Genomic DNA, 25780 nt, shown 5'->3' with positions numbered 1-25780 from the left:
AGCAAGGCAGAATTGTCCCATGCCGGAAGCCCAGGCCCTGTCGCAGCCGCAGAAAGCCCTTCGCAAGATGGGCCTGGCGCGCGACATCGACCTGGCGCTGCACATCCCGCTGCGCTACGAGGACGAGACGCGCATCGTCAAGCTGCGCGAGGCCCGCGAGGGCGACACGGTGCAGATCGAGGCCGTCGTCACCGACAGCCAGGTGCAGTACCGCCCGCGCCGGCAGCTGGTGGTGACGGTGGACGACGGCAGCGACACCTGCCAGCTGCGCTTCTTCAGCTTCTATCCCTCGCAGCAGAAGGCGCTGGCGCCGGGCGCGCGCCTGCGCATCCGCGGCGAGGTGAAGGGCGGCTTCCTGGGCTGGACCATGGTGCACCCCACGTACAAGGTGGCGGGCGGCGAGCTGCCCGAGGCCCTGACGCCGGTCTATTCCACCGTCGCCGGCCTGCCGCAGGCCTACCTGCGCAAGGCGGTGGCCAGCGGGCTGGCGCGGGCCGACCTCACCGAAACCATCCCCGCCGACGCGCCGCCGGTGCCCGGCAACGCCACCCGCTGGAGCCTGCGGCAGGCCTTGCAGTTCCTGCACCATCCCGCGCCCGAGGTGTCGCTGGCCGCGCTGGAGGACCGCACGCATCCCGCCTGGCTGCGCCTGAAGGCGGAGGAGCTGCTGGCGCAGCAGCTGTCGCAGCAGGAATCCCGGCGCGCGCACGATGCCTTGCAGGCGCCGGCGCTCACGCCCCGTGCAGGCGGCCTGCACGAGCAGCTGCTTGCCGCATTGCCTTTCCAGCTGACGGGGGCGCAGCGGCGCGTCAGCGAGGAGATCGCGCAGGCGCTGGCGCTCGCGCGGCCGATGCACCGCCTGCTGCAGGGCGACGTCGGCTCCGGGAAGACGGTGGTGGCGGCGCTGGCGGCGGCGATCGCCATCGACGCGGGCTGGCAGTGCGCGCTGATGGCGCCCACCGAGATCCTGGCGGAGCAGCACTTCCGCAAGCTGATCGGCTGGCTGGAACCGCTGCTCGCCCCGCGCGGCCTGCGGGTCGCCTGGCTCACGGGCAGCCAGCGCAAGAAGGAACGCGGCGCGATGCTGGAACTGGTCGCCAGCGGCGAGGCGGCGCTGGTCGTCGGCACGCACGCCGTGATCCAGGAGCAGGTGCAGTTCAAGGCGCTGGCGCTCGCGATCATCGACGAGCAGCATCGATTCGGAGTGGAACAGCGGCTGGCGCTGCGCGGCAAGACCCGTCCCCGCGAAGGCGGGGATCCACTCGAACCGCACCTGCTGATGATGTCCGCCACTCCCATCCCGCGCACGCTGGCCATGAGCTACTACGCCGACCTGGACGTCTCCACCATCGACGAACTGCCGCCGGGACGCACGCCCGTGGTCACCAAGCTGATCTCCGACAGCCGGCGCGAGGAAGTGGTGGAGCGCATCCGCGGCCAGCTCGCCGAAGGCCGGCAGGTGTACTGGGTCTGCCCGCTGATCGAGGAAAGCGAGACGCTGGACCTGACCAACGCCACCGCCACGCACGCGGCCCTGAGCGAGGCGCTGCCCGGCGTGCTGGTGGGGCTGCTGCATTCGCGCATGCCGGTGCCGGAGAAGAAGGCCGTCATGGAGCTGTTCACCAGCGGCCGGATGGGCGTGCTGGTGTCCACGACCGTGATCGAGGTGGGCGTGGACGTGCCCAATGCCTCGCTGATGGTGATCGAGCACGCGGAGCGCTTCGGCCTGTCGCAGCTGCACCAGCTGCGCGGCCGCGTGGGCCGCGGCGCGGCGGCCTCGGCCTGCGTGCTGCTGTACTCCGCGGGCGACAACGGCCGGCTCGGCGAGACCGCTCGGGCGCGCCTGAAGGCGATGGCCGAGACCAGCGACGGCTTCGAGATCGCGCGCCGCGACCTGGAGATCCGCGGGCCCGGCGAGTTCCTGGGCGCGCGGCAGTCCGGCGCGCCGCTGCTGCGCTTCGCCGACCTCGTGACCGACGCGCCGCTGCTGGAATGGGCGCGCGCCCTGGCGCCGCAGATGCTGGACCGGCATCCGGGGCTGGCGGCGCAACACGTGGCCCGGTGGTTGGGTGGAAAATCCGAATACCTGAAGGCATAGCCGCAAGCAATGACGCTCACCGAGCTCAAGTACATCGTCGCCGTCGCGCGCGAGAAGCACTTCGGCCGCGCCGCCGAAGCCTGCTTCGTCTCGCAGCCGACGCTGTCCGTGGCGATCAAGAAGCTCGAGGATGAGCTGGAGGTGAAGCTGTTCGAGCGCAGCGCCAACGAGGTCTCCGTCACGCCCCTGGGCGAGGAGATCGTGCGCCAGGCACAGAGCGTGCTGGAGCAGGCGGCCGCGATCAAGGAGATCGCCAAGCGCGGCAAGGACCCGCTGGCCGGCCCGCTGCGCCTGGGCGTGATCTACACCATCGGCCCCTACCTGCTGCCCGACCTGGTGCGCCAGGCGATCGCCCGCACGCCGCAGATGCCGCTGATGCTGCAGGAGAACTTCACCGTCCGGCTGCTGGAGATGCTGCGCACCGGCGAGATCGACTGCGCGATCATGGCCGAGCCCTTCCCCGATACCGGCCTGGCGATCGCGCCGCTGTACGACGAGCCCTTTCTCGCCGCGGTGCCGACGAACCATCCGCTTTCCGCGCGCAAGACCGTGACGGCGGAGGAACTGAAGCAGGAGACCATGCTCCTGCTGGGCACCGGCCACTGCTTTCGCGACCACGTGCTGGAGGTCTGCCCCGAGTTCGCGCGCTTCTCCAGCGACGCCGAGGGCATCCGCAAGAGCTTCGAGGGCTCGTCGCTGGAGACGATCAAGCACATGGTCGCGGCCGGCATGGGCGTGACGCTGGTGCCGCGCCTGTCCGTGCCCCGCGACGCGTTCGCCGCCAAGCCGCGCCGGCGCAACGACGACCAGGCCTTCGTGAAGTACATCCCCTTCGAGGGCGATCCGCCGAGCCGGCGGGTGGTGCTGGCCTGGCGGCGCAGCTTCACCCGCTACGAGGCGATCGCCGCGCTGCGCAACGCCATCTACGCCTGCGAACTGCCGGGCGTGAAGAGACTGTCATGAGAGAAGCAAGCCCCACTCCCGCCGAGAAGCCCTACCAGCCCGGGATCTTCGATCCCATCCCGCCGGTGGCGCGCTACGTCGTGTTCGACCTGGCCGATCGCGGCGTCGACGCCGCCGCGATCCGCGAGGCGCTCACGCGCGTGACGCCGCTGGTGGACGGCAGCGACGTCGTCGTCGGCATCGGCCCGGCGCTCGTGCGCGCGCTGGGCGCGGAGATTCCCGGCCTGCACGAATTCCCCGATTTCTCGCGCGGCGAGGTGCGCGTGCCGGCCACGCCCGGCACGCTCTGGTGCTGGCTGCGCGGCTCCGACCTCGGCGACCTTCTGCACCTCACGCGCAAGGTGCAGAAGGCCCTGGCGCCGGCCTTCCGCGCGCAGGGTGCCGTCAATGCCTTCCGCCACGCGCCGACGGAAAGCGGCCTGGGCCGCGACCTGACCGGCTTCGAGGACGGCACCGAGAACCCCAAGGGCGACGAGGCGGAAGCGGCCGCCTTCACGCACGGCCAGGGCGAGGGCCTCGACGGGGCCAGCTTCGTCGCCGTGCAGCAGTGGAAGCACGACCTCGACGCCTTCGAGGCGCTGGAGGACCAGGTGCGCGAGCACCACATCGGCCGCCGGCTCGCGGACAACGAGGAGATCGAGGACGCGCCCGAGACGGCGCACGTCAAGCGCACGGCGCAGGAGAGCTTCGACCCCGAGGCCTTCGTGCTGCGCCGCTCCATGCCCTGGATGGAAGGCATGGACGCGGGGCTGATGTTCGTCGCCTTCGGCAAGTCGCTGCAGGCTTTCGAGCAGCAGATGCACCGCATGGCGGGGCGCGACGACGGCATCGTGGATGCGATGTTCTCGATCTCGCAGCCGGTGTCGGGCGCCTACTTCTGGTGCCCGCCGATGCGCGACGGCCGGCTGGACCTGCGCCGGCTGGGCCTCGGCGTGGCATGACCGGGAAGCTGCGGCTCTACCTGGACCTGGTCCGCTGGGATCGCCCGGCGGGCTGGCTGCTGCTGCTGTGGCCATCGCTGGCCGCGCTGTGGATCGCCGCGGGCGGCTTCCCGGGCTGGCACCTGGTCGCGGTGTTCACGCTGGGCACGATCCTGATGCGCAGCGCGGGCTGCTGCGTGAACGACGTCGCCGACCGCGAGTTCGACCGGCACGTGAAGCGCACGGCGCAACGGCCGGTGACGACGGGCGCCGTGTCGGTGCGCGAGGCGCTGGTGCTCGGCGCCGTGCTGGCGCTGCTCGCCTTCCTGCTCGTGCTGACCACCAACGCGGCGGCGATCGCGTGGTCCTTCGCGGCGCTCGCGATCGCGGTCGCCTATCCCTACGCGAAGCGCTACGTCTCCATGCCGCAGGCCGTGCTGGGCATCGCCTTCAGCTTCGGCATCCCGATGGCCTTCGCCGCCGTGCAGGCGCGCGTGCCGCTGCTCGCCTGGGTGCTGCTGCTCGGCAACCTGTTCTGGGTGCTCGCCTACGACACCGAGTACGCGATGGTGGACCGCGACGACGACCTGCACATCGGCATCAAGACCTCGGCGATCACGCTGGGCCGCGCGGACGTGGCGGTGGTGATGGGCTGCTATGCGGCGACGCTGGCGGTGTGGGCGGTGGTGATGGCCTCGCGCGTGGCGCCGGTGGTGGTGCTTGCGACCCTCGCAGCCGCCGGCGCGCAGGCGGGCTGGCACTACACGCTGATCCGCGAGCGGTCGCGGGAAGGGTGCTTCCGTGCGTTCCGGCTGAACCACTGGTTCGGGTTCACCTTGTTTGCGGGAACCGTCGCGGGGTACGCGCTCGGGTGAGCGGTGGGGTTCGCTGCGCTCACCACCACCCTACGGATTCGGCGAATTCCCGCGAATTCCGACCCATTGCGCCGCAATCCCCCGTAGGGTGGCGGCGGCGCGCCGCCGGAAGGTGAGCGCAGCGAACCCCACCGCCCGCCTCACTTCCCGAACTCGTCGCCCAACTCCTCCGCCCGCCTGCACGCCGCGTGCATCGCCTTCACGAACGCCGCCTTCACCCCATCCCCTTCCAGCGAGGTCAACGCCGCATGCGTCGTCCCCCCCTTGGACGTGACGCGCTCGCGCAGGGTCGCGAGCGGCTCGGACGAGGCGCGCGCCAGCTCCGAGGCGCCCGCGAAGGTGCCGATGGCGAGCCGCCGCGCCTGTTCGGCGTCCAGCCCCATCTCCGCGCCGGCCTGGGTCATCGCCTCGAGGAAATAGAACACGTACGCCGGCCCGGACCCCGAGAGCGCCGTCACCGCATCGAGCTGCCGCTCCTCCTTCACCCACAGGAACTCGCCGGTGGTGGCGATCACGCCTTCCACCCGGGCCTGGTCGCCCGCGCCGGCCGCGGCGCGCGCATAGAGCGCCGTCATGCCCTTGCCGACCAGCGCCGGCGTGTTGGGCATGGCGCGCACGATGCGCTCGGTCCCCAGCCACGCGGCGATGCTGTCGGAGCGGATGCCCGCGGCCACGCTCAGGTGCAGCGCGCCACCCACGTGCGGCCGCGCCTGCGCCGCCGCTTCCTTGAAGGTCTGGGGCTTCACGGCCCACACCACGAGGCCGGCGCCGGCGAGCGCCGGCCCGGCGTGTTCCTCGGCGGCGACGCCGAACTGCTGGCGCAGGCGACCACGTGCCTCGGCCTGGGGCTCCACCACGCTCACCCGCCCCGGCGCCAGCCCCTGCTGGACCAGGCCGCCGATGATCGCGCTGGCCATGTTGCCGCCGCCGATGAAGGCGATGCGGTCCCTGCTGTCGTCCATGTTCATTCCCCGTAGTCGAACGCGGCGAACTGCGTGATCTGCCGCGCGCTGAAATTGTCGTCGCTGACCACCACCAGGCTGCGATGGCCGTTGGGCAGGCGCGGGCCCCAGCACATGCCCTCGGTGTTGTCCAGGCGCGGGAGCCCCAGCTGCCGGAAGTCGGCGACGAAGCGCTTGGCCGCGGGCCGGAACGCGTCCTCCCGCAGCTGCGGCAGGGCCAGCGTGTCGCTCGCCTCGCGCGTGTCGATCTCGTACAGGCGCATCGACGTGCCCATGCCCAGGCTGTAGGCGCGTTCCAGCACCAGCATGCGGTGCGCGTCGACCATCAGGATCTCGGCGACGCCGTTGTCGGTGAAGCCGCCGGGGATCAGCGGCGGCATGGGCACCGCGTCGGGCAGGTAGGCGACCTGGCGCAGCGCGCGCCCGCTCGCCACGTCGAAGGCGGTGAAGCGGCAGGGCCCGCCGGGTCGCCCCACGCCGGGCACCGGGCCGTCCTGCTGCAGGGCCGCTTCCATGGAGACCCAGGCGGTCGTGGCGTCCGGCGTGAGCGCGAGGCCTTCGAAGGTGTTGTTCGAGCGTGGGCCCGTGCCGGGGCGCTGGCCGAACTGCAGCATGCGCGGCACGTCGAAGGCGCGCACGAAGCTGCCGTCGGCGGCCGCCTCGCGCAGCGCGGGCGGCTGGTTCACGCCCGCGTCGCCCTCGCTGGTCCACAGCAGCGAGCGTCCGCCGGGCAGCAGGCGCAGGGCTTCCGGGTCTACCACCTGGCCGCGCGTGGCGCGCTTGGGAAAGGGCTGGCCGTCGGCCTGCCGCAGCGTCACCACGCCCTGCACCTGCACCACGAGGCCGTCGGAGCGCAGGTCCACTTCCAGCCGGTAGAAGCGCGCCGGCTGCCGCTCGGAGCGGTCGTCGCTCAGCGCCAGCCACAGGCCGCTGGCCGGGTCGTAGTCGATCGCCGACAGGCCGCCCACCGTGGTGCCCTGGAACTCCATCGCGTGCGGCAGGCGCGATTCGCCGATCAGGCGCAGGCGCGTGGGCGGGGGCGGCTCCAGCGGCTGGGCGCGCAGCGCGCAGCCGGCGAGCGTCGCCGCGCAGGCCGCGGCCGCCCCGCGCAGCAGCGCGCGGCGGGACAGCGGGGCGGCGGGCAGACGGGGCATGCGAGCGGCAGTCTAGCTCGCCGACGCGGCCATGCGTTACGCTGCGCCCCCATGAACTACGTTTTGGCCCTCGACCAGGGGACGACCAGTTCGCGCGCGATCGTGTTCGACCGCGCCGGCCAGGTGGCGGCGCTGGCGCAGCGCGAGTTCCGGCAGATCTTTCCGCAGCCCGGCTGGGTGGAGCACGACGCCCGCGAGATCTGGGCGACACAGCATGCCGTGGCGCTGGAGGCGATCGAGCAGGTGGGCGGCGCCGGCGGGATCGCCGCGGTGGGCATCACCAACCAGCGCGAGACCACGCTGCTGTGGGACCGCGCCACCGGCGAGCCGGTCGCCAACGCCATCGTCTGGCAGGACCGGCGCACGGCGGGCCGCTGCGACGAACTGCGCGCGCGCGGCCACGCGGCCCGCGTGCAGCAGAAGACCGGCCTGCTGATCGACGCCTACTTCGCCGGCACCAAGCTCGAATGGCTCCTGGACAACGTCCCGGGCGCGCGGCAGCGGGCCGAACGCGGCGAACTGGCCTTCGGCACCATCGACAGCTGGCTGGTCTGGAAGCTCACGGGCGGCCGCGTGCACGCCACGGACGCCAGCAACGCCTCGCGCACCATGCTGTTCAACCTGCGCACCGGCGAGTGGGACCCGGAGCTGCTGAAGCTGCTGCGCGTGCCCGCATCGGTGCTGCCCCAGGTGGTGGCCTCCAGCGGCGAGATCGCCGTCACCGAGCCTTCGCTGCTGGGCGCCGCGCTGCCCATCGCGGGCATCGCCGGCGACCAGCAGGCCGCCACCTTCGGCCAGGCCTGCTTCGCGCCCGGCATGGCGAAGAACACCTACGGCACCGGCTGCTTCATGCTGATGAACACCGGCGGCCAGCGCGTGCCGAGCCGCAACCGGCTGCTCACCACCGTGGGCTGGCGCGGTCCGGCCGGCCCGCGCAACCTGGCCTTCTGCCTGGAGGGCAGCGTCTTCATGGCCGGCGCCACGGTGCAGTGGCTGCGCGATGGCCTGGGGGTGATCCAGTCGGCGGCCGAAGTGGAGTCGCTCGCGGCGCAGGTGCCGGACAGCGGCGACGTCTACCTGGTCCCGGCCTTCGCCGGCCTGGGCACGCCCGACTGGGACGCGCGCGCCCGCGGCACGCTGGTGGGCATGACGCGCGGCACGAACCGGGCCCACATCGCGCGCGCGGCGCTGGAGGCGATCGCCTTGCAGAGCGCTGACGTGTTCGCCGCGATGGGGCGCGATTCGCAGATCGCGCTGAGCGAACTGCGGGTGGACGGCGGCGCCTCGCGCAACAATCTCCTGATGCAGATGCAGGCGGATTTCCTGGGCGTGCCGGTGGTGCGCCCGCGGGTGACGGAGACGACGGCGCTGGGCGCCGCCTATCTCGCGGGGCTGGCCACCGGCTTCTGGAGCGACGCCGGCGAGATCGCGGCCCAGTGGCAGGTCGACCGCCGCTTCGAGCCGCGCCTGCCCGAGCCGCAGCGGCTGGCCAAGCTCGCGCGCTGGCGCGAGGCGGTGGAGCGCGCCAAGGGCTGGGCCCGATCTTGAGCGCGGCGACCGGAACACCCGCCGCCCCCACGCGGCGCGAGGAGCTGCTCGCGCGCCTGGCGCGCGGCGGCACCTGGGACCTGGCCGTGGTCGGCGGCGGCGCCACCGGCCTGGGCGTGGCGCTCGATGCGGCCGCCCGCGGGCTGAGCGTGGTGCTGCTGGAGTCGCACGACTTCGCCAAGGGCACGTCCTCGCGGGCCACCAAGCTGGTCCACGGCGGCGTGCGCTACCTGGCGCAGGGCGACATCGGCCTGGTGCGGGAAGCGCTGCACGAGCGCACGACCCTGCTGCACAACGCGCCGCACCTGGCGCAGCCGCTGCCCTTCGTTCTGCCTTCCTACAAGATCTGGGAGACGCCCTTCTACGGCATGGGCCTCAAGATGTACGACGCGCTGGCCGGCTCCGCCGGCCTGGGCTCGACCGAGTTCCTGGGCCGGCGGCAGACGCTCGCCTGCCTGCCGACCGCCCGCCCGGAGGGCCTGAAGGGCGGCGTGAAGTACTGGGACGGCCAGTTCGACGACGCCCGCCTGGCCCTGGCGCTCGCCCGCACGGCCGCCGCGCGCGGCGCGCTGGTGCTCAATTACTGCGCGGTCACGAACCTGCTGCATGCCGGCGGCAAGCTCACGGGCCTGGAATGCCGCGACGCGGAGAGCGGGCGCGCCTTCACGGTCCGGGCCCGCTGCATCGTCAATGCCGCCGGCGTCTGGGTCGACGAGCTGCGCCGCCAGGACGCGCAGGCGCTCGGCCGCTCGGTCCAGCCCATGGTGGCGCCGAGCCAGGGCGTCCATGCCGTGGTCGACCGGGATTTCCTGCCCGGCACCCACGCGCTGATGGTGCCCAAGACGGCCGACGGCCGCGTCCTCTTCGGGGTGCCCTGGATGGGCAAGGTGATCCTGGGGACCACCGACACGCCGCGCGGCGACCTGGCCCGCGAGCCCCGGCCGTTCCGCGAGGAGCTGGATTTCATCCTGGGCGAGGCCGCCCGCTACCTGGTCCGCGCGCCCCGGCGCGAGGACATCCGCAGCCTCTGGGTCGGCCTGCGGCCGCTGGTGAAGCCCGTCGGCGACGAGGGCGAGCCGACCAAGTCGCTCAGCCGCGAGCACACGGTGCTGGTGAGCAAGAGCGGCCTGGTGACGGTGACCGGCGGCAAGTGGACGACCTACCGCGCGATGGCCGAGGACGTTCTGGACAAGTGCTTCGACGCGGGGCTGCTGGAAAGGCGCGCGGGCGGAGTGACCGCCGACTTGCCGGTGGTCGGTGCGCCCTCGTCCGGCGCCCCCACCACTCCCATCAGCGCCGCGCCAGGCATGCACCTCTACGGAACCGAAGCGGCCCAGGTGGAGTCCCTTCCGGGCGCGCGGCGGCAGCTCGGCGGCGGCCTGACCGAGGCCATGGTCCGCTTCGCTGCGCGCCACGAATACGCCCGGACCGTGGAGGACGTGCTGGCCCGGCGCATCCGCCTGCTGTTCCTGGACGCGGCCTTGGCCGCGTCGCTGGCGGCGGAGGTCGGCGAGCTGCTGAGGCAGGAGACCGGCGTGGACCCGCAGGCCGCGGCCTTCCGGGAGCTGGCCTCCTCCTATATGAAGATGCCCGCCTGAGCGGGTCTCCTGTAGGACCCGTTTGACAAGCGCCCGCGATCTGCCATAATCGCGGGCTCGCCTTTTTGGAGGCGAACTTCTACCCATTCGGAGCCCCTCGGGGTGACGACGGGACCAAGACTGCCCCGATGTCCTGCCGGATCGTCCTGCAGGGTGCGTTCGGGACAAGTTGGGAATAAACGAAATGATCCAGACTGAATCCCGGCTCGAAGTCGCCGACAACACCGGCGCGAAGTCCGTCCTGTGCATCAAGGTGCTGGGGGGCTCCAAGCGTCGCTACGCCAGTGTGGGCGACATCATCAAGGTGAGCATCAAGGAAGCCGCGCCGCGCGGCCGCGTCAAGAAGGGCGAGGTCTACAGCGCAGTCGTGGTCCGCACCGCCAAGGGCATCCGCCGCGGCGATGGCTCCCTCATCAAGTTCGACGGCAACGCCGCCGTGCTGCTCAACAACAAGCTGGAGCCCATCGGCACCCGCATCTTCGGCCCGGTGACGCGCGAGCTGCGCACCGAGAAGTTCATGAAGATCGTGTCGCTGGCCCCGGAAGTCCTGTAAGGAACACCGTCCATGAACAAGATCCGCAAGGGTGACGAAGTCATCGTCCTGGCCGGCAAGGACAAGGGCAAGCGCGGCCGCGTGACGCTGCGCAAGGACGACCAGTACCTCGTGATCGAGGGCATCAACCTGGTCAAGAAGCACACCAAGCCGAACCCCATGAAGGGCACGACCGGCGGCATCGTCGAGAAGGCCATGCCGATCCACCAGTCCAACGTGGCGATCTTCAACCCCGCGACCGGCAAGGCCGACCGCGTTGGCATCAAGCTCGATGGCGACAAGCGCTCCCGCGTCTTCAAGTCGTCCGGCGAGGAAATCAAGGCCTGACCATGTCCCGTCTGCAACAACACTACCGCGAGAAGGTCGCTCCCGAGCTGACCGCCAAGTTCGGCTACAAGTCGCCGATGGAAGTGCCGCGCATCACCAAGATCACGCTGAACATGGGCGTGAGCGAGGCGGTCGCCGACAAGAAGGTCATGGAAAACGCCGTCGGCGACCTGACCAAGATCGCCGGCCAGAAGCCCGTGGTGACCAAGGCCAAGAAGGCCATCGCCGGCTTCAAGATCCGCGAAGGCCAGGCCATCGGCTGCATGGTCACGCTGCGCGGCCAGCGCATGTACGAATTCCTCGACCGCTTCGTGACGGTTGCCCTGCCCCGCGTGCGCGACTTCCGCGGCGTGTCGGCCCGTGCCTTCGACGGCCGCGGCAACTACAACATCGGCGTCAAGGAACAGATCATCTTCCCGGAGATCGAGTACGACAAGGTCGACGCCCTGCGCGGCCTGAACATCTCCATCACCACCACGGCCAAGACCGACGAAGAGTGCAAGGCGCTGCTCGCGGGCTTCCGTTTCCCGTTCAAGCAATAAAGGTACATCGTGGCTAAGACTGCTCTGATCCAGCGCGAACTCAAGCGCGAAAAGCTGGTTGCCCAGTACGCGAAGAAGCACGAGGAACTGAAGGCCATCGCGACCGACGCCAAGCGCAGCGACGAGGAGCGCGCGGCGGCCCGCCTGGCGCTGCAGAAGCTCCCCCGCAACTCGAACCCCACCCGCCAGCGCAACCGCTGCGAAATGACCGGCCGTCCGCGCGGGACCTTCCGCCAGTTCGGCCTGGCCCGCGCCAAGATCCGCGAGCTCGCCTTCGGTGGCGACATCCCGGGCGTGACCAAGGCCAGCTGGTAAGCGCAGGAGGAGATTCAGATATGAGCATGAGTGATCCCATCTCCGACCTGCTGACGCGCATCCGCAACGCGCAGATGGTCTCCAAGGCGACGGTGTCGGTGCCCTCTTCCAAGGTGAAGGTGGCCATCGCCCAGGTGCTGAAGGACGAGGGTTACATCGACGGCTTCCAGGTGAAGACCGAAGGCGGCAAGAGCGAGCTCGAGATCGCCCTGAAGTACTACGCCGGCCGTCCCGTGATCGAACGCATCGAGCGCGTGAGCCGTCCCGGCCTGCGCGTCTACAAGGGCCGCGACGCCATCCCCCAGGTCATGAACGGCCTGGGCGTGGCGATCGTCACCACCCCCAAGGGCGTGATGACCGACCGCAAGGCGCGCGCCAGCGGCGTGGGCGGCGAAGTCCTGTGCTACGTCGCCTAAGCGGGAGGAATTGAAGAAATGTCCCGAGTCGGAAAATCGCCGGTCGCCGTCCCCCAGGGCGTCGACGTGGCCATCAAGCAAGACCAGATCAGCGTCAAGGGCGCCGGCGGCAACCTGCAGCTGTCCCTGAACCCGCTGGTCAAGGTCAGCAACGAAGGCGGCAAGCTGACGTTCACCCCGGTGGACGAGTCCCGCGAAGCCAACGCCATGAGCGGCACCATGCGCCAGCTGGTGAACAACATGGTCACCGGCGTCACCAAGGGCTTCGAGAAGAAGCTGAACCTGGTGGGCGTGGGCTTCCGTGCCGCCGCCCAAGGCAACAAGCTGAACCTGCAGATCGGTTTCTCGCACCCCGTCAACGTCGAGATGCCCGCGGGCATCACGGTCGCGACCCCCGCGCCCACCGAGATCGTGCTGAAGGGCGCCGACCGCCAGCGCGTCGGCCAACTGGCCGCCGAGATCCGCGCCGTCCGTCCGCCCGAGCCCTACAAGGGCAAGGGCATCCGCTACGCGGACGAGAAGGTCGTGATCAAAGAGACCAAGAAGAAGTAAGGAGCCACACCATGAGTTTGACCAAGAAGGAGCAGCGTCTGCGCCGTGCGCGCCAGACCCGCATCCGCATTGCGACGCAGGGCGTGGCTCGCCTGACGGTGAACCGCACCAACCTGCACATCTACGCCAGCCTGATCTCCGACGACGGTTCGAAGGTGCTGGCGACGGCCTCCACGGTCGAAGCCGACGTCCGCAAGGAACTCGGCGGCGCCGGCAAGGGCGCCACGGTCGCCGCCGCCCAGTCGGTCGGCAAGCGCATCGCCGAGAAGGCCAAGGCCGCCGGCGTCGAGAAGGTCGCCTTCGACCGCGCCGGCTTTGCCTACCACGGCCGCGTCAAGGCGCTGGCCGAGGCCGCCCGCGAAGCCGGCCTGCAGTTCTAACGGACACGGATAACCAACATGGCAAAGATTCAAGCTAATCGTCAGGGTGACGGTCCGGAAGACGGCCTGCGCGAGAAGATGATCGCGGTGAACCGCGTGACCAAGGTGGTGAAGGGCGGCCGCATCCTCGGCTTCGCCGCGCTCACCGTGGTCGGCGACGGCGACGGCCGCGTCGGCATGGGCAAGGGCAAGTCCAAGGAAGTGCCCCTGGCCGTGCAGAAGGCGATGGAAGAAGCCCGCCGCAACATGACCAAGGTGTCGCTGAAGAACGGCACGCTGCACCACCAGGTGTACGGCCACCACGGCGCCGCCCGCGTCATGATGGCGCCGGCCCCGAAGGGGACCGGCATCATCGCCGGCGGCCCCATGCGCGCCGTGTTCGAGGTGATGGGCATCACCGACGTCGTGGCCAAGAGCCACGGCTCGGCCAATCCCTACAACATGGTCCGTGCCACCCTGGACGCGCTGAAGAACGCCACCACCGCGAGCGAAGTGGCGGCCAAGCGCGGCAAGTCGGTCGAAGAGATCTTCGCCGCCTGAAGGAACGCAACATGGCGAAAGAACAAACCAAGACGGTCAAGGTGCAGCTGGTGCGCAGCCCCATCGGCACCAAGGAATCGCACCGCGCGACCATCCGCGGCCTGGGCCTGCGCAAGCTGAACTCCGTCAGCGAGCTGCAGGACACGCCCGCCGTGCGCGGCATGATCAACAAGGTCGACTACCTGGTGAAGGTGCTCTGACATGGAACTGAACAACCTCAAGCCCGCCGAAGGCTCCAGGAAGCCCCGCCGCCGCGTCGGCCGCGGCATCGGCTCCGGCCTGGGCAAGACCGCCGGCCGTGGCCACAAGGGCCAGAAGTCCCGCGCGGGCGGCTACCACAAGGTCGGCTTCGAAGGCGGCCAGATGCCGCTGCAGCGCCGGCTGCCCAAGCGCGGCTTCAAGTCGCAGACGCAGCAGTTCAACGGCGAAGTCACGCTGGCGCAGCTCGAGCTGCTCGGCGCGGCCGAAGTCGACCTGCTGGCGCTCAAGCAGGCCAAGCTGGTCGCCCAGATCGTGAAGAACGTGAAGGTGATCAAGTCGGGTGAGCTCAAGCGCGCCGTCAAGCTCACGGGCATCGGCGCGACCGCGGGTGCCAAGGCGGCCATCGAGGCGGCCGGCGGCTCCCTGAACTAAGAGGCACACGCACACGTGGCAACCGCAGCCCAGATCGCGAAGACCGGCAAGTTCGGCGACCTCCGTCGCCGGCTCGTCTTCCTGCTGCTCGCCCTGGTGGTCTACCGCATCGGCGCGCACATCCCCGTGCCCGGCATCAACCCGGACCAGCTCGCGCAGCTGTTCAAGGGCCAGCAGGGCGGCATCCTGAGCCTGTTCAACATGTTCTCGGGCGGGGCGCTGTCGCGCTTCACGGTCTTCGCCCTGGGCATCATGCCCTACATCTCCGCGTCCATCGTGATGCAGCTGCTCACCTACGTGGTCCCCACGTTCGAGGCGCTGAAGAAGGAGGGCGAGGCGGGCCGCCGCAAGATCACGCAGTACACGCGCTACGGCACGCTGGGCCTGTGCCTGTTCCAGTCGCTCGGCATCGCCATCGCGCTGGAAGGCTCGCCGGGCCTGGTGATCGCCCCGGGCTTCGGCTTCCGCATGACCGCGGTGGTGAGCCTGACGGCCGGTTCCATGTTCCTGATGTGGCTGGGCGAGCAGATCACCGAGCGCGGCCTGGGCAACGGCATCTCGATCCTGATCTTCGCGGGCATCGCCGCGGGCCTGCCCAGCGCGATCGGCGGACTGCTGGAGCTGGTGCGCACTGGCGCCATGGGTCCCCTGGTGGCGATCTTCATCGTCATCCTGGTGGTCCTGGTGACCTACTTCGTGGTGTTCATCGAACGCGGCCAGCGCAAGATCCTCGTGAACTACGCGCGCCGCCAGGTGGGCAACAAGGTGTACGGCGGCCAGTCCTCGCACCTGCCGCTGAAGCTGAACATGTCGGGCGTGATCCCGCCGATCTTCGCCAGCTCGATCATCCTGCTGCCCGCCACGGTGGTCAGCTGGTTCTCGACGGGCGATGGCCTGCGCTGGCTGAAGGACATTGCGGCGACGCTGAGCCCCGGCCAGCCGATCTATGTGATGCTCTATGCCGCGGCGATCATCTTCTTCTGCTTCTTCTACACGGCCCTGGTGTTCAACAGCCGGGAGACGGCGGACAACCTGAAGAAGAGCGGCGCCTTCGTGCCGGGCATCCGCCCGGGCGAGCAGACGGCCCGGTACATCGACAAGATCCTGGCGCGCCTCACCCTGGTGGGCGCCGTCTACATCACCATCGTCTGCCTGCTGCCGGAGTTCCTGATCCTGAAGTACAACGTTCCGTTCTACTTCGGCGGGACCTCGCTGCTGATCATCGTGGTGGTCACGATGGACTTCATGGCGCAGGTGCAGAACTACCTGATGAGCCAGCAATACGAATCGCTGCTGAAGAAGGCGAACTTCAAGACGTCCCTCGGTGGCTGAAGATCGTGTCGAAGGACGACGTCATCCAGATGCAGGGGGAGGTGGTCGAAAACCTTCCGAATGCGACGTTCAGGGTGAAGCTGGAAAACGGGCACCTGGTGCTCGGACATATTTCGGGAAAGATGCGGATGCACTACATCCGCATCCTCCCAGGTGACAAGGTCACCGTGGAACTGACGCCCTACGACTTGTCGCGGGCACGTATCGTGTTTCGGGCCAAGTAGGCGCGAGTGGGATTTAGGAGAGAAAGAACATGAGAGTTTCGGCTTCCGTCAAGAAGATCTGCCGCAACTGCAAGATCATCCGCCGCAAGGGCGTGGTCCGCGTGATCTGCACGGACCCGCGCCACAAGCAGCGCCAGGGTTGAGATTTAGAGGAACGACGACATGGCACGTATCGCCGGCATCAACATTCCGCCGCACCAGCACGCCGAGATCGGCCTGACGGCGATCTTCGGCATCGGGCGCACGCGCGCCCGCAAGATCTGCGAAGCGACCGGGATCCCCTACTCCAGGAAGGTGAAGGACCTGTCCGACGCCGACCTGGAGAAGATCCGCGACCAGATCGCCCAGTTCACCATCGAAGGCGACCTGCGCCGCGAGACCACGATGAACATCAAGCGCCTGATGGACATCGGGTGCTACCGTGGTTTCCGCCATCGCCGCGGCCTGCCCATGCGCGGCCAGCGCACCCGCACCAATGCCCGCACCCGCAAGGGTCCGCGCAAGGCGGCGCAGGCGCTCAAGAAATAAACCGGAAAGAGATTAAGCAATGGCCAAGGCTCCTGCCAACAACGCAGCGCAGCGCGTGCGCAAGAAGGTCCGCAAGAACGTGAACGACGGCGTCGCCCACGTGCACGCGTCCTTCAACAACACGATCATCACGATCACCGACCGCCAGGGCAACGCGCTGTCCTGGGCCTCCTCGGGCGGCCAGGGCTTCAAGGGCTCGCGCAAGTCCACGCCGTTCGCCGCCCAGGTGGCCTCGGAAGTGGCCGGCCGCGCCGCGATGGAGCAGGGCATCAAGAACCTGGACGTCGAGATCCGCGGCCCCGGCCCGGGCCGCGAGTCGTCGGTGCGTGCGCTCGCCGCGCTGGGCATCCGGATCAACTCGATCTCGGACGTCACGCCGGTGCCGCACAACGGCTGCCGCCCCCAGAAGCGTCGTCGCATCTAAGCAGTCGCCCGACGTTCCGGCCCCCGCGTCATCCCCGCGGAGGCGGGGACCCAGGGCGCGTTTGAAGCCCACCGCCGGTGGTGCATGCATCACCGGCTCCCGCGGCAACAGGCCGCGGTAGTCATTTGAAGGAAAGAGAAAAGTGGCACGTTACCTCGGCCCCAAGGCCAAACTCTCCCGCCGCGAAGGCACCGACCTGTTCCTGAAGAGCGCCCGCCGCGCCATCAGCGACAAGGCCAAGTTCGACTCCAAGCCCGGCCAGCACGGCCGCACCTCGGGCCAGCGCACCAGCGACTTCGGCCTGCAGCTGCGCGAGAAGCAGAAGGTCAAGCGCATGTACGGCGTGCTGGAGAAGCAGTTCCGCCGCTACTTCGAGGAGGCCGACCGCCGCAAGGGCAACACCGGCGCCAACCTGCTGTTCCTGCTCGAGTCCCGCCTGGACAACGTGGTGTACCGCATGGGCTTCGGCTCCACCCGCGCCGAGGCGCGCCAGCTCGTGAGCCACAAGGCCATCACGGTGAACGGCCAGCCGGTCAACATCCCGTCCTACCTGGTCAAGCCGGGCGACGTGGTGGCCGTGCGCGAGAAGTCCAGGAAGCAGAACCGCGTGGTCGAGGCCCTGCAACTGGCCACCCAGGTCGGCATCCCGGCCTGGATCGAAGTGAACGTCGACAAGGCCGAAGGCACGTTCAAGAAGGTGCCGGACCGCGACGAGTTCGGCGCCGACATCAACGAATCGCTGATCGTCGAACTCTACTCGCGTTAATTTTGTTCCCTGCCGCGGGGCACCGCGGCAGGGCCCCAGCCTTACCGGTGTAACGAGCCGGGGGTATTGAGAGGAAAGTCCTGCATGCAAACCAACCTGCTGAAACCCAAGTCCATCAACGTGGAACAGCTTGGCACGAACCGCGCCAAGGTGACCCTGGAGCCCTTCGAGCGCGGCTACGGCCACACGCTGGGCAACGCGCTGCGCCGGGTCCTGCTCTCGTCGATGCTGGGGTACGCGGCGACCGAGGTGACCATCGCCGGCGTCCTGCACGAGTACTCGTCGATCGACGGGGTGCAGGAAGACGTGGTGGGCATCCTGCTGAACCTCAAGGGCGTGGTGTTCAAGCTCCACAACCGCGACGAGGTGACGCTCTCCCTGCGCAAGGATGGCGAAGGCGTCGTGACGGCCGCCGACATCCAGACCCCGCACGACGTCGAGATCATCAATCCCGAGCACGTCATCGCCACGCTGTCGCAAGGCGGCAAGATCGACATGCAGATCAAGGTGGAGAAGGGCCGCGGCTACGTGCCGGGCACGATGCGCCGCTACGGCGACGAGCCCACCAAGTCGATCGGCCGCATCGTGCTGGACGCCTCGTTCTCGCCGGTCAAGCGCGTGAGCTACACGGTCGAAAGCGCCCGCGTGGAGCAGCGCACCGACCTGGACAAGCTGGTGATGGAGATCGAGACCAACGGCGCGATCACCGCCGAGGACGCCGTGCGCGCCTCGGCCAAGATCCTGGTGGAACAGCTCGCCGTCTTCGCCCAGCTGGAAGGCAGCGAACTGGCCGCCTTCGATGCGCCGGTGCAGCGCAGCTCGCAGCAGTTCGACCCGATCCTGCTGCGCCCGGTCGACGAGCTCGAACTGACGGTGCGTTCCGCGAACTGCCTGAAGGCCGAGAACATCTACTACATCGGCGACCTGATCCAGCGCACCGAGAACGAGCTGCTGAAGACCCCGAACCTGGGCCGCAAGTCGCTCAACGAGATCAAGGAAGTGCTCGCCTCGCGCGGCCTGACCCTTGGCATGAAACTGGAATCTTGGCCGCCCGCCGGCCTCGATAAAAGGTAATCGCGGGACAGACCAGAAGCGCGTAGCGCGCTGCTCTGTCCTCGACTGATCAATCAACCCGCAAAGTGCACCGGCGAGTACCTGACACGGCTCGCCGCGAACTAAGGAAAGGAAAGCACCATGCGCCACGGCCACGGCCTCCGCAAACTGAACCGCACCAGCGAGCACCGCCTCGCGATGCTCCGCAACATGATGAATTCGCTGATCGAGCACGAGGTCATCAAGACCACCGTGCCGAAGGCGAAGGAACTGCGCCGCGTGATCGAGCCGATGCTCACGCTGGGCAAGGAACCCACCCTGTCGAACAAGCGCCTGGCCTTCGACCGCCTGCGCAACCGCGACAACGTCGCCAAGCTGTTCGACCAGCTGGGCCCGCGCTACAAGACCCGTCCGGGCGGCTACACCCGCATCCTGAAGATGGGCTTCCGCGTTGGCGACAACGCGCCGATGGCGCTGGTGGAACTGGTCGACCGTCCCGAGCCGACCGAAACCGGCGAGGAAGCCGCTGAATAAGCGGCCCCGCGCAGTCCGATGAAACGCCCGCATCGCGGGCGTTTTTCTTTTTCAGGCCGCCGCCTGGCGCGAGGGCGGCACCAGCTGGGGCGCGAGCCGCTGCACCAGTTGCGCGAGCTCCGACTGCTGCTCGGGCGACCACTGCGCGAACAGCGCATCGAGGTGGGCGCGGCGCGCCTGCTGGATGCTGTGCAGCGCCGCGCAGCCCGAGCGCGTGAGTTCCCAGCTGCCGCCGGCCTCCTGCACCACGAGTCCCCGGCCGGCGAGGTCCTGTGCCGCGGCCTCCACCTCGGACGCGCTGAACGGGGACAGCGGCACGAGCTCGGGAAGCCGCGCGTGCGGCGCATCGTTCAGCCGCAGCAGCAGCCAGCCCGAGGCGGCGGGCAGGCCGACGCCCGCCCGTTCCACGACGCGGCCCACGTGCTCGCGCCGCAAGTCGCGGTCCATCACGGCCGCGAGACCGCGTATCAGTTCCTCGGCCGCGCCCGGGCTGCGCGGCATCGCCATCGCCTGGCCCATTTCCTCGCCGACGTCGCCGCTGGCCGCCGCCACCGTCTCGCGCAGCGGCCGCTGCGGCAGGGCCCACGCGATCAGGAAGCCGACGAAGCCGATCACGGCCGCCACGCGGAACACCACCGCCATGGCGTGCGTGAACACGCCGGCGTACCCTGCCCGCGCGGTGGCGTCCATCTGCGCCATCGCCTGCACGTCCGGGATCTGCGATCCCGCCGGCAGCGCGTTCGCGATCGCGGCGATGAAGATCGCGCCCAGCGCCGCCGTGCCCACCGCGCCGCCGATGGAGCGGAACAGGGACGTTCCCGCCGTCGCGATGCCGAGGTCGCGGTAGTCCACGGTGTTCTGCACCGCGATCACGAGCACCTGCATCACGAGGCCGATCCCCAGACCGAGCAGGAGCGCCATGGACAGGATGAAGCCCATGCCGCTGTCCGCATGCACCGTGGACAGGGCGGCGAGGGCCACCGTCATCAGCGCCGTTCCCGCGATCGGGAAGGACCGGTAGTGGCCCGTGCGGCTGATGACCTGGCCGGAGGCGATGGACGACAGCAGCATGCCCGCGATCAGCGGCAGCATCTGCAGGCCGGCCTCCGTCGGCGTGGCGCCCTTGGCAACCTGCAGGAACACCGGGATGTAGGTGACCGAGCCGAACATCGCGAAGCCCGCGATCAGTCCCACGCCGGCGGCGACCAGGAAGGCGCGGCTGCGGAACAGGCGCAGCGGCAGGATGGGCTCGGCGGCGCGGTGCTCCACGAAGGGAAACGCGACGAGCGCCAGCAGGCCGGCGCCGGCCAGCACGAACAGGTAGGGCCCCTGCCACGCCGCCGCGTTGCCGCCCAGGTCCGTGACGAGCACGATCGCGGCGAGGCCGATCGCGAGCAGCGCCGCGCCCGCGTAGTCGATGCGGCGCTCGGCGCGCGGCGACCCCGAAGGCAGCGTCGAGGCGATCAGGACGAGGGCCAGCAGGCCCAGCGGCAGGTTGATGTAGAAGATCCAGCGCCAGGACAGGTGCGTGGCGAAGTAGCCCCCGATCACCGGGCCGGCCGCGCTCGACAGCCCGAACACGGCGCCGAAGAGCCCCTGGTAGCGCCCCCGTTCGCGCGGGGGCAGGATGTCGCCGATCACGGCCATCGCCGTCACCATGAGACCGCCGCCGCCCACGCCCTGCAACGCGCGGAAGGCGATGAGTTCCGGCATGTTGCGGCTCAGCCCGCACAGGGCCGAGCCAACCAGGAACACGACCACGGACACCTGCATCATCCGCTTGCGCCCGTACAGGTCGCCGAGCTTGCCGTAGATGGGCGTGACGATGGTCTGCGCGAGCAGGTAGGCCGTCACCACCCACGACAGCCGCTCCAGCCCGCCCAGCTCGCCGACGATGACGGGCAGCGCCGTGCCGACGACGGTCTGGTCCAGCGAGGCCAGGAGCATCGAGATCAGCAGGCCGCTGATGGCGGTGAGCACGGCGCGGCGCGAGCCCGCCGGCGAGGGCGAAGGCTGCGCCGTTCCGCGCCCCTGCAGCGAAGGGCGATCCAGCGGGTCGGTGGCGGACACGCAGACACCGTAGATCAGGGGCCCTCGTTGCCCCGTAGGACGGCGGCGGAATGGCGGCTCAGCGATGCGGCAGCCGGCGAAGCGCCGCCGAATCGGCTATACTCTCCCTCTCTGACGCGCGGTGGAGCAGCCTGGTAGCTCGTTGGGCTCATAACCCAAAGGTCGCAAGTTCAAATCTTGCCCGCGCAACCAACACCGGAGCGGTCCGCCGCTTCAGCAAACGCCCACTTCATGTGGGCGTTTTTGTTTGTAGCCCACGCGTAGCCCATTTCTAGCCCGCGCGTAGCCCACGCTTCTGCGCTCAATCGCCGTCGTGACCATTGGGTACCCCCGAGCAGGGTCCTCTGTTGATCGTGCCCTGCCTGCATGGCAGCGCAGGGTGGTCGGGTCCTTGCTCGCCGGAGCGGAGGCGCTCGCGCGTGCCACCGGCGAAGGTGATTGGCGCATCCTCGCCCGGCCGATGACCGCGCAGGAAGCGGCGGAAGCCCGTGCGCGCGCAGCCGCCGTGCAGGCCATGCTGCGACTGCTGGCCAAGCTGCTCTGGCTGCTCCTCGCCGCGGCGCTGCTCTGGTGGCAGCGCTGGCGCATCGCGATCGCTGTCGCGCTCACCGGCGCGTGGTTCTCGGGCCGGGCGTGCCGGGTGCGGCGATGCGCTGTTCGATGCTGGCGCTGCGCTGCATCTAGCGGCGCCAGCGTCATCCGATCACGCTGGGGCAGTCGCTGCTGGAGCACGTGCAGTCTGCCACCTTCCTTCCGCCGCGCGTGCTTGACTCGCTGCGCGATGCGGTGCGCAGCTACGGGACCTGGCGGTTCGCTGGCGGGCGTCCAGCGGCGCGCAGGTGACGCTGGTGCTGCAAACGGTCGCCGTCGCGCAGGAGGCCATGCCCCAGAGGAGATGGAAATGAACGAGGACAGAAGCCAGATCACCGAACGCGTGGAAGCAAGGGAGAGGGCACCTTTGCGCGTGTCGTCGCAGGAGCCGAGCCTCCTCAAGCGGCCGCTGCCCCGCTGGGCCAACATTGCCCTGGTGATCTTGCTCTGCTACCCGGTGCTGATGGCGGTGGTCAACTTTCCGGTCCTGCACGTCTACCAGAACCATTTCAGCGAAAGGCTGCCCGAGGCGAGCGTTGCGTGGGAGGCCCTCTCGCCGTCCTTGGACGAGCCGGGCGTGTGTGAACGCTTTCCTGGTGTGCCGCTGACTTGCATGCCGGAACGAAGCGAGCTTGGCGATCGGGTGTGCTACGCCGCCGTGCACGAGGTCGACGGCCACCCGGCCCTCACGTTGGCGCTGTTCCTGCGCAAGGGGTACCTGGCACTCCCCATGGTGCATGTGCCGTGGTGGGGTCATGGCCGCGCGGCCGATGCACTGTCGCGGCGAATGGGGCCGGGTAAGCCCCCTGGCCGCGACGGCCTGCGCCGCTGGAACGTGCAGGGCGGCAGCGTCGCGATAAACGAGCGGCGCTCAATGAACGTGCTGGGCTGGAGCGCGATCGTGTGGGTGCCCAACACCGCGAGTGAGACACAGCGCCGATGAAGAATGTGCTCGAGCCGTTTCCTCGTCGCCGACAGCGCGATGCATGAGCGGCGAGATCTCCGCTTGGGGCTGAGCGTGGACACCCGATCTTGCCCACACGCTACAACTGTCCAATCTTCATCCACTGCACCGACGGATGTTCGCCGGGTACCGCCAACGGAAGGATGTGGTGTGCGAGCCGCAATCCCGTGCCGAATTTGCGAACCACACGACGGCGTCGCGCGTTGCACGATTGCCAACGACATAAGCGCGAAAGCCTGGACTGTGCCCCCAGTGGAAGAAGCCATTCTGCGCAGGCTCGAGACCCGAACCGAGGCCCCAGGCAACTTGCGGGTCCGGAGGATTCGCTCCAGCCAGGTCCTCTGCCTCGCCGCCTTGTGGCGGATGCACCTCGCGAGGCCGTCTTCTCACTGGCAGCGGATTCAGAACGTCGGCAGACTCTCGAGGTTGTCCCGGGTCGTCTTGTCCTTCTTGGTCTTGAGGTACTCAGTTTCGACCGAGATGATTTCGAGCGCAGCGCCGGCTACCCACTTGCCGTCACGTTGGAAGACCGTCGTGAACTTGCTGCCAGTCTTGATTTTTTCGACCGCCTGCGGCCGGCTGATTTCGGTCGGCTTGCCCGAGAACCACTTTCCATCGCTGCCGATTTCGTGAACGTGCAGCTTCTGGATGTGCGTGTCGTCACTGTTGTACTTGACTTTGGTGACGTAGTAATTCGTTGCCATGTGGCCTTTCTTTCTTGGTGAGTGAATGCTTAGAGGTCTGCGCGGTCTGTACTCCTGCCTGGCGAACGTGCGTGGCTCGCGCGTGCGTCGGTCGGTAGAACATGGACGGTGCTTAACGAAACGTCCTTGACGGTGTACATGTATGCACGGTCTTCTTCCTTCGAGTAGACGAAGACTCGTGAGCCGCGGGCGAGAATGAGCCTACCTGTGACGGTCTTGCCGTTGGTCGAATCCGTAATCTCCACACACGGGGCGCCCACCGTCGTTGACTTGGCGCGCAGCCGCATCGCAATAGGACTGATGCAAGACGCCGGTTCGATGATGGCTGCACGCACGTAAGACGCGCCCCCGATGAAGCCGAGCATCGGGATGAGGCAGATGGCGGCAACGACGCCGAGAAGCGCCAGCAGGCCCGACAGAGCACTCAGGCCCCCAATGACACCGGCAGCGGCAGCCGTCACGGTTGCATGTGTGACCTGCTCCCGGAACTTGACCTTGGGCGTAGTGAACCAGGTTGCGAGACGGATGCGCAGGAGGGCCGCACGCGCCCGCCAGGAACGCGCCTGAGGCGAAGTTCCGAACCAGTGCCAGACCATGAGGGACATGGCTATCGAGGCCACCAAAAGACCTGCCGCGCGGGCGCCCTGCCAAGTCGAAACGTTCCCTAACGAGTTCTCGATGCAATCGAGCCAGCCGATGAACGCATCACCTGACATTGCCATCAGGTCCACTGGGGTGTCGTACCAGAGCGGGTACGAGAAACCGAACATGGCGTCGTTCGACCGCGCCACGCCGTAGCCGAGCAGCGTAAGTACTGTGGACGACAACCCCAAGAGCAGCGCCGCCGTGGTGAGATCCTGCCACCGCGGGGAGCTGACCTTCCGGGCCTCCATCCCCTCGGAACGCTCCACCAGGCGTTTGGAGACCTTGGTATGCATTCCACTCGCTCTCACAAGCCGACCTCCTGGCGCTGCGGTTCACGCAGGTTCAGGTCGATGAAAGTCGTGCCCGCCCCAACGAGCTCTCGACGGGCGATTTCGGCCAGCGCATAGCCCGCCGCGACGCAGCCGACAAAAGGCGCGCCTACGGCACGGGTGGCCAGCGTGGTCACTCCGCACGAGTCGGCGCCCTTCGCAACGAGGTCTTGGTAGGCCTTGGCCAGCTGCGGTTGGCCTGCCGCGGCGGCATCCGGTACCGCCCAGAGGTCAGCCGCCTTCGAAGGGCCGGGAAACGTGCGCAGGCGCATCGCGCGGAAGTCGCGATAGCCCGCGCCCAGGCCGGCATCAATGACAAGCCGGAAGCCCGCCCCCTCGATGCAGCGCCGGGCCGCCGGGTTGTCCACGCCGAACAGCGCGACCAACGGCTCGCTGGCGGCGACCTGCTGGTTCTCGTCGAACCGGCGCTCCACGATGGACGTCTTGAAGCCACGTGCCTCCAGCCAGTCAGCGGCGACGCGCGTCTTCCTGTGGCTGATGTCACCCTCCCGACTGACCATCGACGTGGACAACGTCGATTTGGTGATGTGATCGACGTCCTGGAGAACGTGCGGGACCGCGCCAGGTTCGGTAAAGCCGAGCGTCCACGCGTACGATTGGCCAAGATGGCCCAGGCCCACAATCCAGAGTCCCGTCGCGCCAACCTGCTGCGGCGCAGGCGGCGCCTCGCCCCTCCCTAACCAGGTCGTGAGGGCGAGCTCACGGCGGCCGGCATACGGGTTGTCTTTGCGCAGTACCGAGAAGGCCTCGCTGACTGCCAAGCCGCCCGCTGCGACGCACGCGGGCGCGAACAAGGCGCCGTTTTGCCGCGAGGCCCCGATGCCGAAATCCCACCCGGCCGCCCAGGGACGGATTGCGCCGGCGTCGCCGCCTGTGGCGCCGATGTCGATGACCGGCCAGTTCCGGCTGGACTCGGGCGGCTGACCTGTGGTTTTCGCCCACGAGAGGAAGTCGCTCAGGCGTACGCCGACGAAGCCAGGTGCGCGTAGCTCGAAGTCCGCGGTCTCGACCACGACGTTGCCTTGAAAGCTGCGGGCCGCCGAGTTGATGACCGTCAAGGCGATGACCTGCGCCGTGACATCCCCGGAGACGTCCGCAGCCAAGCGCACCCGCACGCCGTATGCCGCGAAGGTATCGAGTGCTTCCTGCACCGTGGCGACCTCGCCGCTGTCGACGAGCGCCTTGGCGAGGCGGTGGAAAGAGTCAGCTTCCATTGCAA

The 25780-nt window shown here is 68.9% G+C and carries 31 protein-coding genes and 1 tRNA gene; 26 read left to right on the top strand and 6 right to left on the bottom strand.

Annotated elements, in window-relative coordinates; translation table 11 throughout:
* Positions 1-19 precede the first annotated feature (19 nt).
* The 4 genes from recG to ubiA are packed head-to-tail and all read left to right on the top strand — an operon-like array spanning position 20 to position 4856.
* Positions 20-2098, top strand: coding sequence for an ATP-dependent DNA helicase RecG (gene recG / locus ACY0MJ_RS02825; RefSeq protein WP_462636757.1), 2079 nt, complete (start codon positions 20-22; stop codon positions 2096-2098).
* A gap of 9 nt (positions 2099-2107) precedes the next feature.
* Positions 2108-3061 (top strand): LysR substrate-binding domain-containing protein, encoded by a 954-nt coding sequence (locus ACY0MJ_RS02820; RefSeq protein ID WP_462636756.1) that lies wholly within the window; start codon positions 2108-2110, stop codon positions 3059-3061.
* The gene (locus ACY0MJ_RS02815; protein WP_462636755.1) at positions 3058-4002 is read left to right on the top strand and encodes a Dyp-type peroxidase; all 945 of its coding nucleotides are present in this window, start codon (positions 3058-3060) and stop codon (positions 4000-4002) included. Before ACY0MJ_RS02820 ends, ACY0MJ_RS02815 begins: the two co-directional genes overlap by 4 nt.
* Positions 3999-4856, top strand: a complete 858-nt coding sequence (ubiA, locus tag ACY0MJ_RS02810) for a 4-hydroxybenzoate octaprenyltransferase (RefSeq protein ID WP_462636754.1) — start codon at positions 3999-4001, stop codon at positions 4854-4856. Before ACY0MJ_RS02815 ends, ubiA begins: the two co-directional genes overlap by 4 nt.
* A gap of 140 nt (positions 4857-4996) precedes the next feature.
* Here the strand turns inward: ubiA and proC are convergent, their stop codons facing one another.
* Positions 4997-5818: a pyrroline-5-carboxylate reductase gene (gene proC, locus ACY0MJ_RS02805; protein ID WP_462636753.1), complete on the bottom strand. Its 822-nt coding sequence runs from the start codon at positions 5816-5818 to the stop codon at positions 4997-4999.
* Positions 5819-5820: 2 nt separating this feature from the next.
* Positions 5821-6972 carry an esterase-like activity of phytase family protein gene (locus tag ACY0MJ_RS02800; RefSeq protein WP_462636751.1) on the bottom strand — a complete coding sequence of 384 codons (1152 nt, stop codon included), beginning with the start codon at positions 6970-6972 and terminating at the stop codon, positions 5821-5823.
* A gap of 51 nt (positions 6973-7023) precedes the next feature.
* Between ACY0MJ_RS02800 and glpK the strand changes: the two genes are divergently transcribed.
* The 20 genes from glpK to rplQ all read left to right on the top strand — a co-directional run bounded on the left by glpK (position 7024) and on the right by rplQ (position 19237).
* A complete protein-coding gene (gene glpK, locus ACY0MJ_RS02795) occupies positions 7024-8520 on the top strand; it encodes a glycerol kinase GlpK (RefSeq protein WP_462636750.1) in 1497 nt (498 codons plus the stop codon).
* Positions 8517-10118, top strand: a complete 1602-nt coding sequence (locus ACY0MJ_RS02790) for a glycerol-3-phosphate dehydrogenase/oxidase (RefSeq protein ID WP_462636749.1) — start codon at positions 8517-8519, stop codon at positions 10116-10118. Before glpK ends, ACY0MJ_RS02790 begins: the two co-directional genes overlap by 4 nt.
* 184 nt (positions 10119-10302) lie before the next feature.
* A complete protein-coding gene (gene rplN / locus ACY0MJ_RS02785; RefSeq protein ID WP_187075638.1) occupies positions 10303-10671 on the top strand; it encodes a 50S ribosomal protein L14 in 369 nt (122 codons plus the stop codon).
* 12 nt (positions 10672-10683) lie between these two features.
* Positions 10684-10998, top strand: coding sequence for a 50S ribosomal protein L24 (rplX, locus tag ACY0MJ_RS02780; RefSeq protein WP_462636748.1), 315 nt, complete (start codon positions 10684-10686; stop codon positions 10996-10998).
* A 2-nt stretch (positions 10999-11000) separates the two neighbouring features.
* Positions 11001-11540 (top strand): 50S ribosomal protein L5, encoded by a 540-nt coding sequence (rplE, locus tag ACY0MJ_RS02775; protein ID WP_462636747.1) that lies wholly within the window; start codon positions 11001-11003, stop codon positions 11538-11540.
* A gap of 9 nt (positions 11541-11549) precedes the next feature.
* Positions 11550-11855, top strand: coding sequence for a 30S ribosomal protein S14 (gene rpsN / locus ACY0MJ_RS02770; RefSeq protein WP_462636746.1), 306 nt, complete (start codon positions 11550-11552; stop codon positions 11853-11855).
* 20 nt (positions 11856-11875) lie between these two features.
* Positions 11876-12271: a 30S ribosomal protein S8 gene (gene rpsH, locus ACY0MJ_RS02765; RefSeq protein ID WP_462636745.1), complete on the top strand. Its 396-nt coding sequence runs from the start codon at positions 11876-11878 to the stop codon at positions 12269-12271.
* Between the two features lie 18 nt (positions 12272-12289).
* On the top strand, positions 12290-12823 hold the full coding sequence (gene rplF / locus ACY0MJ_RS02760; RefSeq protein WP_462636744.1) for a 50S ribosomal protein L6: 534 nt from the start codon (positions 12290-12292) through the stop codon (positions 12821-12823).
* A gap of 11 nt (positions 12824-12834) precedes the next feature.
* On the top strand, positions 12835-13203 hold the full coding sequence (rplR, locus tag ACY0MJ_RS02755; protein WP_462636743.1) for a 50S ribosomal protein L18: 369 nt from the start codon (positions 12835-12837) through the stop codon (positions 13201-13203).
* Between the two features lie 18 nt (positions 13204-13221).
* Positions 13222-13743 carry a 30S ribosomal protein S5 gene (gene rpsE / locus ACY0MJ_RS02750; protein WP_462636742.1) on the top strand — a complete coding sequence of 174 codons (522 nt, stop codon included), beginning with the start codon at positions 13222-13224 and terminating at the stop codon, positions 13741-13743.
* A gap of 11 nt (positions 13744-13754) precedes the next feature.
* Positions 13755-13943: a 50S ribosomal protein L30 gene (gene rpmD / locus ACY0MJ_RS02745; RefSeq protein WP_462636741.1), complete on the top strand. Its 189-nt coding sequence runs from the start codon at positions 13755-13757 to the stop codon at positions 13941-13943.
* 1 nt (position 13944) lies between these two features.
* On the top strand, positions 13945-14376 hold the full coding sequence (gene rplO / locus ACY0MJ_RS02740; protein WP_462636740.1) for a 50S ribosomal protein L15: 432 nt from the start codon (positions 13945-13947) through the stop codon (positions 14374-14376).
* 15 nt (positions 14377-14391) lie between these two features.
* A complete protein-coding gene (gene secY, locus ACY0MJ_RS02735; protein WP_462636739.1) occupies positions 14392-15708 on the top strand; it encodes a preprotein translocase subunit SecY in 1317 nt (438 codons plus the stop codon).
* A 5-nt stretch (positions 15709-15713) separates the two neighbouring features.
* On the top strand, positions 15714-15932 hold the full coding sequence (infA, locus tag ACY0MJ_RS02730; protein ID WP_169417113.1) for a translation initiation factor IF-1: 219 nt from the start codon (positions 15714-15716) through the stop codon (positions 15930-15932).
* 29 nt (positions 15933-15961) lie between these two features.
* The gene (gene rpmJ, locus ACY0MJ_RS02725; RefSeq protein ID WP_011481465.1) at positions 15962-16075 is read left to right on the top strand and encodes a 50S ribosomal protein L36; all 114 of its coding nucleotides are present in this window, start codon (positions 15962-15964) and stop codon (positions 16073-16075) included.
* Between the two features lie 19 nt (positions 16076-16094).
* A complete protein-coding gene (gene rpsM, locus ACY0MJ_RS02720; RefSeq protein WP_462636738.1) occupies positions 16095-16460 on the top strand; it encodes a 30S ribosomal protein S13 in 366 nt (121 codons plus the stop codon).
* Positions 16461-16479: 19 nt separating this feature from the next.
* Positions 16480-16884 carry a 30S ribosomal protein S11 gene (gene rpsK, locus ACY0MJ_RS02715; protein WP_462636737.1) on the top strand — a complete coding sequence of 135 codons (405 nt, stop codon included), beginning with the start codon at positions 16480-16482 and terminating at the stop codon, positions 16882-16884.
* A gap of 142 nt (positions 16885-17026) precedes the next feature.
* Positions 17027-17650: a 30S ribosomal protein S4 gene (gene rpsD, locus ACY0MJ_RS02710; protein ID WP_462636736.1), complete on the top strand. Its 624-nt coding sequence runs from the start codon at positions 17027-17029 to the stop codon at positions 17648-17650.
* A gap of 84 nt (positions 17651-17734) precedes the next feature.
* Positions 17735-18724 carry a DNA-directed RNA polymerase subunit alpha gene (locus ACY0MJ_RS02705; RefSeq protein WP_462636735.1) on the top strand — a complete coding sequence of 330 codons (990 nt, stop codon included), beginning with the start codon at positions 17735-17737 and terminating at the stop codon, positions 18722-18724.
* A 120-nt stretch (positions 18725-18844) separates the two neighbouring features.
* Positions 18845-19237 carry a 50S ribosomal protein L17 gene (gene rplQ, locus ACY0MJ_RS02700; RefSeq protein WP_462636734.1) on the top strand — a complete coding sequence of 131 codons (393 nt, stop codon included), beginning with the start codon at positions 18845-18847 and terminating at the stop codon, positions 19235-19237.
* Positions 19238-19288: 51 nt separating this feature from the next.
* On the opposite strand, the gene ACY0MJ_RS02695 is transcribed toward rplQ, so the two are convergent.
* Positions 19289-21307 carry an MDR family MFS transporter gene (locus ACY0MJ_RS02695; protein ID WP_462636733.1) on the bottom strand — a complete coding sequence of 673 codons (2019 nt, stop codon included), beginning with the start codon at positions 21305-21307 and terminating at the stop codon, positions 19289-19291.
* 115 nt (positions 21308-21422) lie between these two features.
* Between ACY0MJ_RS02695 and ACY0MJ_RS02690 the strand changes: the two genes are divergently transcribed.
* Positions 21423-21499 (top strand) — tRNA-Met (locus tag ACY0MJ_RS02690).
* Between the two features lie 709 nt (positions 21500-22208).
* Positions 22209-22841, top strand: coding sequence for a hypothetical protein (locus ACY0MJ_RS02685; protein WP_462636732.1), 633 nt, complete (start codon positions 22209-22211; stop codon positions 22839-22841).
* Between the two features lie 422 nt (positions 22842-23263).
* Here ACY0MJ_RS02685 and ACY0MJ_RS02680 read toward each other — a convergent pair whose 3' ends face one another.
* From ACY0MJ_RS02680 to ACY0MJ_RS02670, 3 genes are read right to left on the bottom strand one after another with little or no spacing between them, the layout of a single operon-like run.
* On the bottom strand, positions 23264-23566 hold the full coding sequence (locus ACY0MJ_RS02680) for a DUF3892 domain-containing protein (RefSeq protein ID WP_462636731.1): 303 nt from the start codon (positions 23564-23566) through the stop codon (positions 23264-23266).
* Between the two features lie 29 nt (positions 23567-23595).
* A complete protein-coding gene (locus ACY0MJ_RS02675; RefSeq protein ID WP_462636730.1) occupies positions 23596-24504 on the bottom strand; it encodes a hypothetical protein in 909 nt (302 codons plus the stop codon).
* A gap of 11 nt (positions 24505-24515) precedes the next feature.
* The gene (locus ACY0MJ_RS02670; RefSeq protein WP_462636729.1) at positions 24516-25775 is read right to left on the bottom strand and encodes a hypothetical protein; all 1260 of its coding nucleotides are present in this window, start codon (positions 25773-25775) and stop codon (positions 24516-24518) included.
* Between the last annotated feature and the right edge of the window lie 5 nt (positions 25776-25780).

This window comes from Ramlibacter sp. bp-362 (assembly GCF_054956735.1).
The sequence above is the reverse complement of the archived record's forward strand: the minus strand, read 5'-3'. Positions and strand labels throughout refer to the sequence as shown.

Coding starts and splice junctions, on each gene's coding strand:
- rplO (WP_462636740.1), top strand. CDS start 13,945: ATGGAACTGAACAACCTCAAGCCCGCCGAAGGCTCCAGGAAGCCCCGC.
- proC (WP_462636753.1), bottom strand. CDS start 5,818: ATGGACGACAGCAGGGACCGCATCGCCTTCATCGGCGGCGGCAACATG.
- rpsE (WP_462636742.1), top strand. CDS start 13,222: ATGGCAAAGATTCAAGCTAATCGTCAGGGTGACGGTCCGGAAGACGGC.
- ACY0MJ_RS02705 (WP_462636735.1), top strand. CDS start 17,735: ATGCAAACCAACCTGCTGAAACCCAAGTCCATCAACGTGGAACAGCTT.
- ACY0MJ_RS02675 (WP_462636730.1), bottom strand. CDS start 24,504: ATGCATACCAAGGTCTCCAAACGCCTGGTGGAGCGTTCCGAGGGGATG.
- rpsK (WP_462636737.1), top strand. CDS start 16,480: ATGGCCAAGGCTCCTGCCAACAACGCAGCGCAGCGCGTGCGCAAGAAG.
- rplX (WP_462636748.1), top strand. CDS start 10,684: ATGAACAAGATCCGCAAGGGTGACGAAGTCATCGTCCTGGCCGGCAAG.
- rplF (WP_462636744.1), top strand. CDS start 12,290: ATGTCCCGAGTCGGAAAATCGCCGGTCGCCGTCCCCCAGGGCGTCGAC.
- rplE (WP_462636747.1), top strand. CDS start 11,001: ATGTCCCGTCTGCAACAACACTACCGCGAGAAGGTCGCTCCCGAGCTG.
- ACY0MJ_RS02685 (WP_462636732.1), top strand. CDS start 22,209: ATGAACGAGGACAGAAGCCAGATCACCGAACGCGTGGAAGCAAGGGAG.
- rpmJ (WP_011481465.1), top strand. CDS start 15,962: ATGAGAGTTTCGGCTTCCGTCAAGAAGATCTGCCGCAACTGCAAGATC.
- ubiA (WP_462636754.1), top strand. CDS start 3,999: ATGACCGGGAAGCTGCGGCTCTACCTGGACCTGGTCCGCTGGGATCGC.
- rplN (WP_187075638.1), top strand. CDS start 10,303: ATGATCCAGACTGAATCCCGGCTCGAAGTCGCCGACAACACCGGCGCG.
- rpmD (WP_462636741.1), top strand. CDS start 13,755: ATGGCGAAAGAACAAACCAAGACGGTCAAGGTGCAGCTGGTGCGCAGC.
- rplQ (WP_462636734.1), top strand. CDS start 18,845: ATGCGCCACGGCCACGGCCTCCGCAAACTGAACCGCACCAGCGAGCAC.
- rpsH (WP_462636745.1), top strand. CDS start 11,876: ATGAGCATGAGTGATCCCATCTCCGACCTGCTGACGCGCATCCGCAAC.
- ACY0MJ_RS02815 (WP_462636755.1), top strand. CDS start 3,058: ATGAGAGAAGCAAGCCCCACTCCCGCCGAGAAGCCCTACCAGCCCGGG.
- ACY0MJ_RS02670 (WP_462636729.1), bottom strand. CDS start 25,775: ATGGAAGCTGACTCTTTCCACCGCCTCGCCAAGGCGCTCGTCGACAGC.
- ACY0MJ_RS02680 (WP_462636731.1), bottom strand. CDS start 23,566: ATGGCAACGAATTACTACGTCACCAAAGTCAAGTACAACAGTGACGAC.
- ACY0MJ_RS02820 (WP_462636756.1), top strand. CDS start 2,108: ATGACGCTCACCGAGCTCAAGTACATCGTCGCCGTCGCGCGCGAGAAG.
- ACY0MJ_RS02800 (WP_462636751.1), bottom strand. CDS start 6,972: ATGCCCCGTCTGCCCGCCGCCCCGCTGTCCCGCCGCGCGCTGCTGCGC.
- glpK (WP_462636750.1), top strand. CDS start 7,024: ATGAACTACGTTTTGGCCCTCGACCAGGGGACGACCAGTTCGCGCGCG.
- rplR (WP_462636743.1), top strand. CDS start 12,835: ATGAGTTTGACCAAGAAGGAGCAGCGTCTGCGCCGTGCGCGCCAGACC.
- rpsM (WP_462636738.1), top strand. CDS start 16,095: ATGGCACGTATCGCCGGCATCAACATTCCGCCGCACCAGCACGCCGAG.
- recG (WP_462636757.1), top strand. CDS start 20: ATGCCGGAAGCCCAGGCCCTGTCGCAGCCGCAGAAAGCCCTTCGCAAG.